This is a genomic window from Coleofasciculus sp., assembly GCF_046565525.1.
Lineage (GTDB): Bacteria > Cyanobacteriota > Cyanobacteriia > Cyanobacteriales > Coleofasciculaceae > Coleofasciculus.
Genome location: NZ_JBKHUP010000024.1, coordinates 62,056 through 77,257, shown reverse-complemented (window position 1 = coordinate 77,257; position 15,202 = coordinate 62,056). Strand labels below are relative to the sequence as shown.

At 44.4% G+C, this 15,202-nt stretch carries 10 protein-coding genes; 5 read left to right on the top strand and 5 right to left on the bottom strand.

Annotated elements, in window-relative coordinates; translation table 11 throughout:
- The 3 genes from ACLGGO_RS11220 to ACLGGO_RS11210 all read left to right on the top strand — a co-directional run.
- The coding region (locus tag ACLGGO_RS11220) for a WD40 repeat domain-containing protein (RefSeq protein WP_446419369.1) at positions 1-1,470 on the top strand (1,470 nt) is incomplete at its 5' end.
- An 80-nt stretch (positions 1,471-1,550) separates the two neighbouring features.
- Positions 1,551-4,985, top strand: a complete 3,435-nt coding sequence (locus ACLGGO_RS11215) for an AAA-like domain-containing protein (protein ID WP_446419368.1) — start codon at positions 1,551-1,553, stop codon at positions 4,983-4,985.
- 214 nt (positions 4,986-5,199) lie between these two features.
- Positions 5,200-8,742, top strand: a complete 3,543-nt coding sequence (locus ACLGGO_RS11210) for a GAF domain-containing protein (protein ID WP_446419367.1) — start codon at positions 5,200-5,202, stop codon at positions 8,740-8,742.
- A gap of 142 nt (positions 8,743-8,884) precedes the next feature.
- On the opposite strand, the gene ACLGGO_RS11205 is transcribed toward ACLGGO_RS11210, so the two are convergent.
- From ACLGGO_RS11205 to ACLGGO_RS11195, 3 genes are all read right to left on the bottom strand, one after another.
- Positions 8,885-9,022, bottom strand: a complete 138-nt coding sequence (locus tag ACLGGO_RS11205; RefSeq protein WP_446334391.1) for a hypothetical protein — start codon at positions 9,020-9,022, stop codon at positions 8,885-8,887.
- 374 nt (positions 9,023-9,396) lie between these two features.
- Positions 9,397-10,680 (bottom strand): RNA-guided endonuclease IscB, encoded by a 1,284-nt coding sequence (iscB, locus tag ACLGGO_RS11200; RefSeq protein ID WP_446419366.1) that lies wholly within the window; start codon positions 10,678-10,680, stop codon positions 9,397-9,399.
- A 310-nt stretch (positions 10,681-10,990) separates the two neighbouring features.
- Entirely contained in the window at positions 10,991-11,353 is a 363-nt protein-coding gene (locus ACLGGO_RS11195; RefSeq protein ID WP_446336325.1) for a phage holin family protein, read from the bottom strand.
- A gap of 455 nt (positions 11,354-11,808) precedes the next feature.
- Here ACLGGO_RS11195 and ACLGGO_RS11190 point away from each other — a divergent pair, with 455 nt between their 5' ends.
- The gene (locus ACLGGO_RS11190) at positions 11,809-11,982 is read left to right on the top strand and encodes a YqaE/Pmp3 family membrane protein (protein WP_446336324.1); all 174 of its coding nucleotides are present in this window, start codon (positions 11,809-11,811) and stop codon (positions 11,980-11,982) included.
- A 313-nt stretch (positions 11,983-12,295) separates the two neighbouring features.
- Here ACLGGO_RS11190 and ACLGGO_RS11185 read toward each other — a convergent pair whose 3' ends face one another.
- The gene (locus tag ACLGGO_RS11185; protein WP_446419365.1) at positions 12,296-13,198 is read right to left on the bottom strand and encodes a YegS/Rv2252/BmrU family lipid kinase; all 903 of its coding nucleotides are present in this window, start codon (positions 13,196-13,198) and stop codon (positions 12,296-12,298) included.
- A 238-nt stretch (positions 13,199-13,436) separates the two neighbouring features.
- Here ACLGGO_RS11185 and ACLGGO_RS11180 point away from each other — a divergent pair, with 238 nt between their 5' ends.
- Positions 13,437-13,619 carry a CsbD family protein gene (locus tag ACLGGO_RS11180; RefSeq protein ID WP_446336322.1) on the top strand — a complete coding sequence of 61 codons (183 nt, stop codon included), beginning with the start codon at positions 13,437-13,439 and terminating at the stop codon, positions 13,617-13,619.
- 98 nt (positions 13,620-13,717) lie between these two features.
- On the opposite strand, the gene ACLGGO_RS11175 is transcribed toward ACLGGO_RS11180, so the two are convergent.
- Entirely contained in the window at positions 13,718-15,169 is a 1,452-nt protein-coding gene (locus tag ACLGGO_RS11175) for a TrkH family potassium uptake protein (protein WP_446419374.1), read from the bottom strand.
- Positions 15,170-15,202: the final 33 nt, after the last annotated feature.

Sequence of the window (15,202 nt, the reverse complement as noted above, 5' to 3'; positions counted from 1 at the left end):
CGATTGTGGGACTTATCGGGGAAAGAGCTTGTTGAATTCCGGGGGCATCAAGGTCAAGTCTGGAGTGTCAGTTTTAGCCCCAATGGTGAATACATTGCCACGGCTGGGGAAGACGGTACTGCCCGATTGTGGGACTTATCGGGGAAACAGCTCGTTGAATTCCGGGGGCATCAAGGCAAAGTCTTGAGTGTCAGTTTTAGCCCCAATAGTGAATACATTGCCACGGCTTCGGCTGATGGTACTGCCCGATTGTGGGATTTGTCTGGAAAGCAACTCGTTGAATTTCAAGGGGGGGTTCAGGGTACAGTCTTGAGTGTCGATTTTAGCCCGAATGGTGAGTATATTGCCACTGCCCATGACGATAGCACTACCCGGTTGTGGGACTTGTCTGGCAATCAAATCGCTGAGTTGAAAGGGCATCAGGGCTGGGTAACCAGTGTCAGTTTTAGTCCCAATGGTGAGTACCTTGCCACAGCGAGTGAGGGCGGTATTGTTCGGTTGTGGGATTTGTTTAGCCACCAAAAAGCTAAATTTAAAGGACACCATGGCTGGCTAACCAGTGTTAGCTTTAGCCCCAATGGACAATACATGGCTACGGCTTCATCGGATGGCACTGCCCGACTGTGGGACTTGTCTGGTAATCAAAAGGCTGAATTTAAGGGACATCAGGGTTGGGTAACCCGTATCAGTTTTAGCCCGAATGGAGAATACATTGCCACGGCTGGGGAAGACGGTACTGCCCGATTGTGGGATTTGTCGGGCAAGCAAAAAGCCGAATTTAAAGGACATCAGGACTGGTTAACCGATGTTAGCTTTAGCCCAAATGGGCAATACATGGCTACGGCTTCATCAGATGGTACTGCCCGACTGTGGGACTTATCGGGCAAGCAAAAAGCCGAATTCAAAGGGCATCAAGGCTGGGTAACCAGTGTCAGTTTTAGCCCGAATGAGCCGTATATCGCCACGGCTGGTGAGGATGGCACAGTTCGATTCTGGCACTTATCGGGGAACCCGCTAACGGGATTTAAAGGGCATCAAGACTGGATAACGAATGTCAGCTTTAGCCCCACTGGAGAATACATCGCCACGGCTAGTCATGATGGTACTGCCCGATTATGGGATTTATCTGGCAACCCGCTTGCGGAATTTAAGGGGCATCAGGGTTGGGTAAGGAGTGTGAGTTTTAGCCCCAATGAACTGTATATCGCCACGGCTGGTGAAGACGGTACTGCCCGGTTGTGGGATTTATGGGGTAACCCGCTAGCAGAATTTAAGGGGCATCAGCGTGCAGTAACGAGTGTTAGTTTTAGCCCCGACGGAAAGTACCTTGCCACTGCATCCAATGATGGCACCGCCAGGAAGTGGCAGGTTGAGGGATTAAATGAAATGCTCTATCGAGGCTGCAATTGGCTCAACTATTACTTTGTTACTCATCCGAAAGCCTTAGAAAAACTAGAGGTTTGCCAGTAGCCGTTCAACTTTGTTGCCCCGTTCGATAAAACACTCCACTTTTCATTTATTGGTCAGAGAATTTAACTATAATTTATATCATGTCAGAGAAGAACTACTACAAAGTTGGGGGAAGTCTAGAGTATCAGCATCCTACTTATGTAGTGCGAAATGCTGATTCTGATCTGTATCAGGGATTGCTGAATGGAGAATTCTGCTACGTTCTCAACTCTCGGCAGATGGGTAAATCCAGCTTGCGGGTGCAGATGACAAAAAAGCTAAAAGCCCAAGGTGTCAAATGTGCCACGATTGATATGACTCGCATTGGTAGTCATGTGACGCCAGAAGAATGGTATGGCGGATTGGTGTCTGAGTTGTTGCGCGGGTTTCGACTTTCCAGGAAGATTAACTTTAGCAACTGGTGGCGCGATCGCGAGGTTTTATCTCCGGTACAACGCTTGAGTGAATTTATCGATGATGTGCTGTTAATTGAGTTATCCGACAACATCGTTATTTTTATCGATGAAATCGATAGTATCATAAAAATCCCCTTTCGGGATGACTTTTTTGCCTTTATCCGTGCTTGCTATAATCAGCGCGTGGATAACCCAGATTACCAACGCCTCACATTTTGTTTGTTGGGAGTTGCCACACCTTCAGATTTAATCGCCTCCAGAACACTGAGTACGCCGTTTAATATTGGCACAGCAATAGAATTAAGCGGGTTTAACTTGGATGAAGTGAGTCCATTAGTGCAAGGATTAGAGACAATTGTCAGCCATCCCAGACAGGTAATCGCTGAGGTATTGGAGTGGACAGGGGGTCAGCCGTTTCTGACCCAAAAGCTGTGTAAATTAATTGTGCAAGAGTCAGAATTAAATACTCTCAAATCATCGAACGGGATAGAGGCGTTAGTACGGGAAAATATCATCGAAAACTGGGAAACCGCCGATGAACCGGAGCATTTGAGAACAATCCGCGATCGCATCAAGTGGAGTCAGCGCCAGAAACCCTTACTGCTCATCTATCAACAGATTTTACACCAAGGAGAAGTGAAAGCCAAGGACACCCCAGAACAGATGGAATTACGGCTGTCTGGGTTAGTGGTAAAACAGCAGGGAAAGTTAAGAGTCGCCAACCGGATTTATCAGGCAGTTTTTAACAACAATTGGGTCGATGAGATATTAGTAGAAGCGAATTCTTACCAAAAGAAAACACCATTACTGAGACAATCACCAATAGAAATTCAGAGATTTAATCAAATAGCGGCTAGGGCGTTACAGTTAGCCGATAGAGCTTTAGCCTTATTTGCCAAACAGGAAATCAAAGCTCTACTGTTAGCCATGAAAGCTGGACAGGCATTGTATTCCCTAGTCCAGGATAATTGCTGCCTAGAAAACTATCCCACCGTTCGTCCAGTATTGGCGCTACAAACGATTCTTGATCACATCCGAGAGCGGAATGAATTCAACGCGCATCAGTATGGAGTGAACAACATGAGTTTTAGCTCGGATGGGCAGAACTTAGTCACCGCAGGAATAGATGGTACGGTTTTACTCTGGAATCAATCTGGACAGCAGATAGCTCAACTGGAGCTTCCTAAACCAGGAGTGAGGAGTGTAACTTTTAGTCCAGATAATCAGCATATTGCTACGGCTGGAGAGGATGGAAAAATTAGACTTTGGCATTTATCCGGACAGCAAATCGCTGAATTTAATACTCATCAGGTAGGAATCAGTTGTGTAACCTTTAGTCCAAATGGAGAGTATTTAGCGATAGCAGGTGACAGCTTTGTCAGTATTTGGAACTTAGCGGGACAACGGTTGGCTCAATGTGAGCGAACAACTTCAGAAAAATCGAGCCTCATCGGTGTTGGTTTACAAATAAATCGAGATATCAAAGTTTTGAAGATTAGGCAACCCCTGCAGGATTCCCCAGCTCACCAAGCCGGATTGAGAGCAGGTGACCGCATTTTGGCAATTGATGGTCAGCCTGTTTCCAATATGAATTTAAAAGAAGCTCTAACCATTCTAAGTGGGAATGAAGGAACGAAAGTTTCTCTGCGAATTTATCGCCCAGGTTATAAAACTTTCAAGGTTTTGATTACCCGTGTCCCGATAAAATTGCCCGTTACCTGGTTCAACGTTAGCTTTAGTGCCAATGGACAAAGGATTGCCGCTGTCAATGAAAACGACATGATCAAAGTTTGGGACTTATCCGGGCAGCAGTTAGCTCAATGGAAAGGTGAAACGGGAATTACAACTTTGAGTTTCAGCCCGGATGGACAGAAGGTGGCGACAGTTAATGAAAAAAGCATCATCCAACTCTGGGATTTATCCGGGCGGCAATTCGCTCAATGGAAAGGTGAAACAGGAATTACAACGTTGAATTTTAGCCCGGATGGGCAGTATTTAGCCACAGCAGAAGAAGACGGTATAACTAGAGTCTGGAATTTGTCAGGGGAGCCGTTATATCGACTTCATAGTCATCAAGGTTCAGTTAGTAGTCTATGCTTTAGTCCAAATCAGCGACTTATGGCGACTGGGGGTACTGACAAAACCGTCAAAATTTGGGACTTGTCTCCAAAGCATCCAACTCAATGGAATACTAATTACGGTACGGTGTATGTCGTAAGTTTTACCCCTAGCCAAAAGCATATTTTTACCGTGGGAGCCGACTGTAAAATCCGTTTATGGAACCTTACCGGGAAGCAATTGGCTCAATTAGATGATCCTCAAGGTTGGATAAAAAATGCCAGTTTTAGCCCAGGAATGCATTATCTTGTCGCCGCCGGAGCCGATGGGAAGGTGCGACTGTGGCGAGTTATATCGCAGCCAATTAATACCCAATTGTTCAATTCTCTTTTATCTTCAAATCCTGATAACCCACAGTGGCAGATCAAAAACCTAGAGGGTGTTGATTATAACGTCATTTTCTGTTACGAGTTTCAAGATTCTGCTAGAATCAACAGTGTTACTTGTAGTCCGGGTTGGCAAAGCTTACCCACAAAATGCATTGCTACAACCGGAACCGATGGTATTATCAGTCTCTGGGATGTGAGTGGAAATGTGCTAACTCAATGGAACACAAATCGAGGTGAACTCAAGAGTATAAGCTTTCACCCAGATGGTCAACGCATCGCTACGGCAGGAATAGATGGTACTGTTTGTTGGTGGGATTTATCGGGACATCATTTAGGGGAATGGAAGGCACATCAGGGAGAAGCTACCAGTATCAGTTGTAGTCCTGACGGGCAGATTATTGCCACAGCAGGTGCAGACGGCAAAGCAAAACTTTGGACAATTTCCGGACAATTGCTAGCTGAATTTCAGGATCATCAAGGAGCAATCAGAACTGTGAGTTTTTGTGAAAGTGGAAAACGTATTGCTACGGCTGGATATGATGGCATAGTTCGCCTGTGGTGGGTTGAAGGATTAGAGGAATTGTTAGCCAGAGGTTATGACTGGCTCAAGGATTATTTAGTGACTCATCCTGAAGCCCTCAAAACTCTTAAGAGCCAATCACTAGGGACATAAAACGATTGTACCGTCTTTATTGGGTACAGGAGCAGAATGCCTACACAAACAAATCACTTGGGAAACCATGCTTCAACAAAGTTATTATGGATTTATCGAGGATTCACCAAAGAATACTCAAAGTTTGCTCCCCCTGCTTGCCATAGTGCCATGGCACATCTGGAACATGCTTCCCCTGCATCCTACCTCCACAACCAGACTTATTCAGTAAAGCATGTATGAATATAAAGTCGGTGGGAGTCTCCCGGCTGATGCTCCCACCTATGTTTGGCGACAAGCCGATCGCGCTCTCTATACAGCCTTAAAAGCTGGACTCTTTTGTTATGTCCTGAACTCTCGACAGATGGGGAAGTCTAGCTTGCGAGTGCAAACCATGACGCGACTCCAGTCGGAAGGAATTGCCTGTGCTGCAATTGATTTAACTGAAATTATTAGTCCCGATATTACGCCAAGTGAATTTTATGGCAGTATCACCTATACCCTAGCCGATAGTTTTAATCTCCTGGATAAAATTGGCGACTTTGATAGCTGGTGGTGCAACTATGGAAGCTTATCCAGTACCCAGGGATTGGTGCGATTTATTAAAGATGTTCTCCTTAAACATGAATCACTTTTGGGAAAAAAATTAATTATCTTTGTCGATGAAGTCGATAGTGTTCTCCGTTTGCCATTTTCTGTGAATGACTTTTTTGGTTTAATTCGCGCTTGTCATAATAATCGTGCCGATCAACCGGAATATAATCGCCTCACCTTTGCCATTTTAGGCGTGGCGTCGCCGACAGATTTAATTCGTTCCCAAGCCTATAGTCTTCCGTTCAACTGTGGAGAAGCGATTGAATTGACGGGTTTTCGCTTAGACGAAGCTGAACCTATTACCCAAGGGTTAACCGTCAAATCCGCCAACTCCCAGGAACTGATGAAAGCGGTACTCAGTTGGACACAGGGACAACCCTTTTTAACCCAGAAACTCTGCAAGCTAATCGTCGAAGCTGAAGATGCACCGCCGCTCGGACAAGAATCTAACTGGGTTGAGCAACTCGTGCGATCGCGCATTCTGGAAAACTGGGAAAGCCACGATGAACCGGAGCATTTACGCACCATTCGCGATCGCTTGCTCAGAAATGAACAACGCACTCGTCCACTTTTAAAGCTTTACCAAAAAATCTTATCCTCGTCTCATTCATCCCCGATCCGGGGAATATCGGAGTTGAGAACATCCCCCAATCGATGCGAAGAAATTATTGCTGATGAGAGTCCCGAACAAATGGAATTGCGACTGTCAGGATTAGTGGTCAAGCAAGGGGGAATTTTAAAAGTTCACAATCGCATTTATCGGTCAGTTTTTAACCCCAGTTGGCTAAAAAAACACCTGGCTGCTTTAGAACCCGAACCTCAGTATGCCAAATTTCAGAAAACCCTGGCTGAACTGGAGCGAAAACTATTAGTCTCTCAACTAGCTTGTGTCGCCGATGGTAGAGATTCGGCGCAGGCGCTTTATGAGGTGTTGCGAGACGTGACCTTACAAATCGGCGATTTACTCAGCGCCGATCGATCGACTATCTTTTTACTCAATGAAGATAAAACCGAACTTTGGTCAGTCGTGGCTGAGAATGAAGGAAGTGAATTTCTAGATATTCAGGTACGATTAGGGGAAGGAATTGCGGGTCTAGTTGCCAAAACGGGAAAGTTAATTAATATCCGGTCGAATGTTTACCAAGATTCTCGGTCTGATTTGGTTAAAGAATATGACCAAAAGTATAATTATTATACCTATAATGTATTGGCATTACCAATTACAAATGAAAACCACCAAGTCCTTGCCGTTATTCAATTACTCAACAAATTAAAGCGCTCTAAACACTTGGATAATCAGGGAAATTGGTTAATTGATCGCCACGGATTTAGCCAACGTGACCAAAAGCAATTGGCAGAATTTATTCCAGCAATTCGCCGCATTCTAGAAAGCTGTCAATCCTGTTATCGTGCCACAAAGAAACTGCGAGCAACCGCCGCTTTAGCAGAAGCCACTCGTTCTCTCGATAAGAGTAGTTTAGATATTCAAGAAATCCTACCACGGGTGATGGACGCGGCAAAGAAACTCATGAATGCTGATCGCAGTACCTTATGGCTTTTGGATCGCGATCGCCATGATTTGTGGACAAAAATTCCCCAAGCTGATGGTTCCTTGACCCAAATGCGAGTCCCTGTCGGTGTGGGATTTGTAGGTAAGGTGGCGAAAACGGGTCAACCCCTAAATATTCCCTTTGACCTCTACGATCATCCTGATGCAACAAATTCTCGAAAATTTGACCGCACCACGGGTTATCGCACCTGTAGTTTACTCTGTATGCCTGTATTTAACGCCGATGGTGAATTAATTGGCGTGACGCAGTTAGTTAATAAACGTAAATCAGGACATTTTCCGTCCTATAAACCTGAAGATTGGCCCCAACCGCCTGCACAATTTAAAGCGAGTTTTGATGAGCATGACTGCCAGTCGATGCAAGTGTTTAACGAGCGAGTGGGTGTGATTCTGCACTATGCCCAAACCCATGAAACATTAAAACAGCTTGCCCAAATTCAACCCAAAGAAGGGGTTCATAATACCCTAGTTATGCTAAGTCAAGCCGTGGGCAACCATAGTGATGAAGTCATGCACAACATGCTAAATTTTGTCGCTAAATCGGTAGCAAAGTCCCTAGATGCTGAACGAAGTACAATTTTTATCTTGAATAGCGATCATCAGGAGTTTTGGTCGTTGATTGTTGATGATAAAATTGGCAAAATTAGGGAAGTCCAGATTGCTGTTGATGGAAAAGATTTTGACTTGACATTCAAATTGACGCGACATCGAGTGAATCATAAGCATCAAAGCCTCTCGACATTAATTCAAACGGCTACCCCTCAAGTTGAGGACTATCTTATTCATAGTCATTTAGTCTATCCCATCGTCAATTCGCAGCAGAATGTGGTGGCAATTATGGAATTGTACAATAAACTGAAACCCACTAGCGATCGCGGCGCACCGTTATCTGAACGCATTGACCCTAAAGGGTTTAGGAAAGCCGATGAAAAGCAACTGGCTCAATCTGTCCCTTCTATTCTCCCCATTCTGGAAGGGGTACAATCTTTTTATCGAGAAATGCGTATCATTCAGGGGCGACAAGCCATCGATGCGTTATGGCTAGCCATTAGTTCGATTAGTCAAGGGAATTGGACATCCCAGGAAATTCTGCAAAAAGTAATGGATGCGGCGCAAAACTTGACCAATGCTGATCGCAGCATCCTTTGGCTAGTTGATCGCCAACGTGGTGATTTATGGACTGAACTTCCTGGTGTTGGGAAAATTCGCTGTCAAATTGGTACGGGTTTTGCGGGTCAAGTGGCAGCATCGGGTAAACTGATGATGATTTCCTATGACTTGTATGACCATGTTGGCGCATTACACGCCAAACAAATGGATTTAGAAACTGGATATCGCACCTATAGTTTGCTCTGTATGCCGGTTTTAAGTCGTGATGGGGAGTTATTGGGAGTGACGCAGTTACTCAACAAGCGCAAACCGGGGAATTTTCCTGAGGATAACTCCGCTGATTATCCTGAAGTTCCTGATTATTTTAAGACAAGTTTTAATGAACGCGATCGACGGTATATTGAGATATTTAATAATCAAGTCGCCGTGATTGTTCAAAGCAATCAACAGCAGGATGTATTGAAAAGTGAAATTTTGGGTAGACTGTCTAGAGCGTCGCTTTAGTAACCAAAATCAAGGGTTAAATCCTCCTCACCGATAAATGAATGAGGACAAGATCCCCGACTTCTTCAAGAAGTCGGGGATCTGATCATCTAGCATTTCACAACTCAAACAGGATGGCTATATTAAACCTGTACTTGGTAATTTATCGCCGTTCCTTAGGATCACCTTCAAAGGGTTGAACACCTGTCTCTGGATATTCGTCATCGGTAGCGCCAAAGATTCGCTTGACACCTCCCCAGAGATAATCAAACATTTCCTGTACTCGCTCTAAAACCGTCATAGCTTCCCTCCGCTTTCTACAAGTTATCGTCAAAACCGCTTCAAAATATGTTCTTGATAAATAAGGGTGAACAGTTGTTAACCCATCCCCAATTTAGGATAAAAGAAGACGTTGGCTATAGTTCGCTCAACCGAATGCTAGTTTTCACTCAGTTGACTTGAGTCAGCCTATCTGCATTTATACTCAAAGCGAGTGATAACTTAAGAGTCAGTGATTTAATTGAACTGGGGATGAGTTATTCTGATCACAACTGCATTTTAGGATACATGGCGCTAACCATCTTTAATGCGGGAAGGGGACTCCCGTTATACCGAAGGTTAGCGGGAGGGGAATTGCCGCCAACATTGAAATTGATCGATAGCGAATCATTGTTTTCAGGATTGGTATTCATAGCCGTCTGCCTTATGAATAGTTCTCAAGTATTTGGGATGTACATCAAACTTTTGTGCTGGCAACTGCAAGACGAAACTAGGTCTAAATCGAATAGCAATTCGACCAACATATTGACCCGCGAACTTACCTGTTGAGACATCAGCTTTAACAATGTCGCCAGTTTGAAAACCCTGGAAATACTTGGCTGATTGAGCGTGAGCTTTAGGGAATCCGTACTTGTTAGGGCGACAACGCTGCCTAGTTCCGTGTCCTTTCGCGGCAACTTTGAGAGGTTTAATGCCTCGAATTAATAACCTTTCAGGTGTTGACGCTCCAACACAGGCTGCATCGAAAGCGTGAGCTTTTTCAATCCCTCTAGTTTTACGGTTAAACTTGGTGCGACCTCCAGAGCCTACTTCTACAGGTAAACCTGTTAGCTGAAGTCGTCTGTACAATTCCCATCGGGTAGCGTTAACAGCCGCAGCATCTTTAAGAGGTGCTTTGGCTTGAGCTAGGACTCGCTTGAGGATTTCAGGCTTCTTTTTCAGGAATTCTTCAACGGGTCTGTTCCCTTTAGCTTGGTTGCAAGAATGACAACTAAGACAAAGATTACTGACTCGGTTTGAACCACCCTTACTTTTTGCCAGAATGTGTTCAATCTCGAACGGAACGTTTTCAGCGCCACAGTAAGCACATTTTCTGTCCCATTTTTGAAGTAAATACTCTTTAACTTCAAAACCGAATAACTCACCCCTTTGGTACTCAACCCCGCTAATTTCAGGATTTTGGATATGCTGAAGGTCAAACCTTACCAGTTCTTGAGAGATGGCTGAAATCGGACAGAGTTTTCTAATCCGTCGTACCCAAGTTTCAATGTTGGCAATCCGACTCTCCAGCGATGGTGGTAGCCATCCGGTTTTACGGGTTCTGTTTAAGAAACGAGGCTGGCGGTAACGGGTTTTACGGTTACGGCGTCCCCTTCTTAATGACCTGCGAGCTAAGAGGGAATCTTTAATTTGTTGCCCTCGGTGTGAGACAACAATTGCGTTTGTTACTCGCCCCGTTTCTTCTTGGACGATTGCAAATCCGGTTACTTTACTACCAGGATCGATTTTGATCCGATGTGGGTGCGTGACTGATTCTTCAACGGTTCTGTCTTGCAGGACAATAGTAAATGGATAGCGCTTGAATACTTTAGCCCTCCCTTTGTTCAGTAATTCTCTTGCTCTCGCTGGATGCGTTGGGTCAAGAGGTTGTAGGTTTTTGTCTAGAACGAAAACTCGCATTACTTTGAGACTCTCATTACTGGTAAAGTTTGCCTCGACAATGTTATCCAACCTTGTTAGGTACAGCTCACTGGCTTAACTCTCTACACCTGTTTAAAACTGTACGACAGAGGATGGTACTGGCACGTATACTAGGGTGTCATGAGCTGAATAACGTAGTTCTCGTAGAACTTAGTCTGGTCAACTAGAGCCTGTTACTAGAGCCTGTTTTCACAAGCTCCCGCTATAGTTCGCTAGAACTTAGCGGTGAGTTGTTGACCATCCTCTAAAAGTGGTACTGTGGCGACTCTTCAATACAGCATTGTCCTGACTACACCTCAAGTTCAGGTTCTCGTTGAGCAAAGTAGTTACTCAAGAAGGTATTAACCAAAGATAGGACAATCGGACCAAGAATAAACGCGGGTAAACCACCAACGGTGAATCCAGGTACAGCCACGGCGGCTAACCAAAAACATAATCCATTGACCACCACAGAAAATAATCCGAGTGTCACAATATTCAAGGGGAGAGATAGTACAGACAGAATTGGCTTAATAAATGAATTCACCAATCCAATGGATGCTGCACCTAATAAAGCAGCCGGAAATGTGGCTAGGTCAACCCCTGGAACAACTAAGTCAACAACCAATAAGCTCAAGCCTGTGGCTAACAAGGTAAAAAAGAATGCCTTCATAAATTTGTCCTCGCTGGTAAGCGTTAAATAATACTACTGTTACTATCTATCTTTATATGTCTGCTCGTCATCTCTATAGAGATAGATTTTACAGCCTGTCACATTGGCTTTCTTGATAAATTGAGGTGGGTTAGGTCCTTGCGAGGTACAAGGGGAGCATGTCAACGAGAGTAGGTTGGACCCTTGGAACGAAACCCAACTCCAGGGAGAGCCCGTTGGGTAACGCTTACGCTCTACCCAACCTACTTGAGAGTTCTGTGCTGTCCCTGACATGCTCCCAGGTACAAGTCCCACAAAAGCTAGTATAAGAATGCTTCCGGCTTTCAATGCTGCACTTAATTTATGGTATTTGCATTTTCATTTTACGACAAAATCATTCTCCAGATGGAGGCTAATAACCGACTATAGCCGTTACTATTTACAGAGTAACCAACGTACTTACTTTAGTAATCATTATGAAATTACTCCGAATAGTTTTAGGAATCCTTCTTCCACCGGTGGGGGTTTTTCTGACCACAGGAATTAGTTCAGCCTTTTTTATTAACATTTTGTTGACCCTGTTAGCTTGGCTTCCGGGTTCCATTCATGCGGTTTGGGTCATTGTCAAACATGAAGAAAGATACGCCTAATACCGTCATCCTGTAGAGACGTGCCATGGCACGTCTGTTTTATTTATATCGATCTTTTTTTGAACCAATAGTTTAGCTTGTTTGAATGGTAGTCTTTCGCCACCTCTATTGGGTGCATGTCAACGAGAGTAGGTTGGGTTGAGGTACGTAGGCGTGACGCGCAGCGATAGCGACGTAAGGAGCGTCAGCCTTCTCGTACTCCTTTGGAGTTCCCGAAGGGTAGAGTAACCCAACGCCATCGCTATTCTTGAACATTATGTGCTTTCCCTGACATGATCCCCCTCTATTAGCCAATCAGGAATACCCTCAAATATTAGTCTTCCTGCGTCGGCATAAAAATCGTTAAACCTCCAGGAATACATTCCACATCAATTGGAGTTTCGCCAATAATTTCTCCATCCAAGGCAATTTTTTTGGGAGGTTTCGCGGTCACTTTAACGTAGCGAGTTCTGATATACTTAATAGCCTCATGTTTGGCACTTTCCCCAAAAATAGCCGATAGCAAGAGTTCATAAGAGGCGCTAATTGCATTGACTTGATTTTTGGGTGTGACGACGGTTAAATCAAGAAGTCCATCGTCATAAACAATACCAGCCGGTCCTTGAGCTAAAATTGATGTCGGCGGTGCTGCATTGGCTATCGTTACTGCTCCTGCTGTAATGGTAACGGTATTCTCGTCTGTCTCAATCTTTGCCTCAAAAGGTTCCAACTCACCGAGCTTTTGTAGTCCTGATAAGACATAAGCTAGCATACCAAAATTATTTTTTAGCTCTCGATCTGCATCTTCAACTGTTTTGGCTTCAAAACCAATTCCGGCTAGCAGTACCATCGGCTTCCCATTACATCGGGCTACATCAATTTTCTTGGTTTTTCCCTCTAAAATAATTTTACAAGCTGCTTTAATCGTGTCAGGAATTCCCAACGCTGCAGCAATGGCGTTAGCCGTCCCTCGGGGAATAATACCCAAGGGGATACCTGTTTCTACCACTGCGCCACCTGCAGCTGAGAGAGTCCCGTCACCTCCAGAAGCGATGATCATCTGAACACCTTGCTCAACGGCAGTTTTCGTCAGTTGCTCCGCATCCTTTTCGGGCGTGGTGAATTGAACATCAAGTTCAATTTCTGGCTTCAAAATATTAACGATTTTATTTAAATGTTCGTCGGGGTCTCTTTGACCAGCAACAGGATTAAAAATTAGGCACGCGGAACGAGTCATAGTGAGTAATTACTGCCTAAAAAAAATTATGCAGGCTTTGATTTGAGCTTGACTGTGCTTTAATGAAAAATAAGCTCAATTGATTGATCGAGGGAGTTAAGCATATATTGTATTAGCTCCTGATTAACAATGCCATCTATAAAAATACGTATTCCTCAAGAAATACTTCTCAAGCTAGAGGTACAAGTCTAGCTGATTTGATATGGTTGAGGATGTAGAACTTCATAATTATATCACTATGAGTACTGAAGATCGGATGAAAGCCACAGCCAAAAATATTGAAGGGAAAGCCCAGGAAGCCATGGGAGAGATTACGGGCGATCCAGAAGATAAAGCGGAAGGTAAAGCGAAACAAGCAGAAGCTCAAGTGCGACATTCGGTAGAGAATCTCAAAGAGGAAATCAAGAAAAAAATTGACTAATTTGTTTGCCTAAATTTACCGACAAAGCAGACGCTACTAGTAGGGGCAATTCATGAATTGCCCCTACTACCATGGAGAGGGAACTTGTGTAATTTTTGTTACATCCGATGAATTTTTCTGCCAATCATCTTGCCTAAGCCACCTAGGGGCCAAGACAGCAAAAGCAGTACGGGAATAATCTCCAAACGTCCCATCCACATCAAGACAATCAACGTCAACTTACCTAGCCAAGGCAAATTAGGATGGGTAATTCCAGTAGATAAGCCGACACTTCCGAGGGCTGATGCAGCTTCAAAGATAATGTCACTTAAACTATACTGAGGTGTAACGATATGGACTAAAACTACAACACCAATCGCAATTGAACTCACCCAGAGTATTGCCAGAACAGCCGCCGACTCAATCCGACGATTCGCTTCATTTTCCTTAATGACTTCGCCATCTAGTACATAACGCATCATCTGATGGGGTTTTAGGGTAATGCGTTGAAAGCGCCACAGAATCCCTTTGAACAGGGATACGACACGAGTCAATTTTAATCCACCGACTGTAGAACCGGAAGCCCCACCGCAAATCATAGCGAACGTTAATAAGAGTTTAGTTGTGGGACTCCACAATCGTAAGTTTGTCGTACTAAAACCACAGGTTCCCAAGGCTGAAGCCCACTGGAATATACTATCAATCCAAAAAATTTGACCTCTAAACCAATAGTCTTCGAGTACCATCACCACGATACCCAAAGCTAGCAGTATCCACAGCGCCCGATGTTGAGTATCTTGCCAGAATGCTGATAGCTTTCGCTGGCGAATCAGTTGATAGTGAATGGGAAAACTAATCGCCCCTGCTATCATGATCGGGATAACAGCTAACTGGATTTGGGGACTATAGGAACCAATACTATTATCAGTTATGGCAAACCCCCCCGTTGAAATGCCAGTCATGCCATGATTCAGCGCATCCCACCACGGCATTCCGACTAAGCGCAACCAGACGACACTTACCACCGTGTATAGGAGATAAATCCACCAAATGTGACGTACCGTCTCTTGGACAGTTAAACCAATTCGCTTCTGGCGTCCTTCAGCATAGTAAAGTTGATAAGCATCAGTACTGGGTTCTAAGACTGAAACCATCAACACAATCACACCCACGCCGCCAATCCATTCCATAAAGGAACGCCACCACTGGATACTACGTGGCAAATCACTCGAGCGCAGTGCCATGCTTAGTCCTGTACTGGTAAACCCGGAAAACGCTTCAAATAGGGCATTCCAGGGTTCCTGTAAATTCAGCATAGTCATGGAAGGAAGAGTAACATTAGCTAAATGAGATGCAATTAATATCAATGGGATAGCACCAAAAAAGGGAATTAATCCCCAGCTGAGGGCAACAGCCACCAATGCATGAGGTAGGCGTGAGGCTTCTGCATGACGAAACAGACGATAAAGCCCTTGTCCCGCCGCTAATGACGCTAATGCTGTCCAGAAGAAGGGCAGTATTGCATAATATTCACCCAACAAAATGGCGATAGGTAGAGACACTAATGCCATAATTCCTGGGACATGAAGAAATAAACCTACGTT

What these genes read in the sequence shown, in the direction of transcription:
- ACLGGO_RS11215 (WP_446419368.1), top strand. Translation starts at nt 1,551, where the DNA reads ATGTCAGAGAAGAACTACTACAAAGTTGGGGGAAGTCTAGAGTATCAG.
- ACLGGO_RS11180 (WP_446336322.1), top strand. Translation starts at nt 13,437, where the DNA reads ATGAGTACTGAAGATCGGATGAAAGCCACAGCCAAAAATATTGAAGGG.
- ACLGGO_RS11185 (WP_446419365.1), bottom strand. Translation starts at nt 13,198, where the DNA reads ATGACTCGTTCCGCGTGCCTAATTTTTAATCCTGTTGCTGGTCAAAGA.
- ACLGGO_RS11195 (WP_446336325.1), bottom strand. Translation starts at nt 11,353, where the DNA reads ATGAAGGCATTCTTTTTTACCTTGTTAGCCACAGGCTTGAGCTTATTG.
- ACLGGO_RS11190 (WP_446336324.1), top strand. Translation starts at nt 11,809, where the DNA reads ATGAAATTACTCCGAATAGTTTTAGGAATCCTTCTTCCACCGGTGGGG.
- ACLGGO_RS11175 (WP_446419374.1), bottom strand. Translation starts at nt 15,169, where the DNA reads ATGGCATTAGTGTCTCTACCTATCGCCATTTTGTTGGGTGAATATTAT.
- ACLGGO_RS11205 (WP_446334391.1), bottom strand. Translation starts at nt 9,022, where the DNA reads ATGACGGTTTTAGAGCGAGTACAGGAAATGTTTGATTATCTCTGGGGA.
- iscB (WP_446419366.1), bottom strand. Translation starts at nt 10,680, where the DNA reads ATGCGAGTTTTCGTTCTAGACAAAAACCTACAACCTCTTGACCCAACG.
- ACLGGO_RS11210 (WP_446419367.1), top strand. Translation starts at nt 5,200, where the DNA reads ATGTATGAATATAAAGTCGGTGGGAGTCTCCCGGCTGATGCTCCCACC.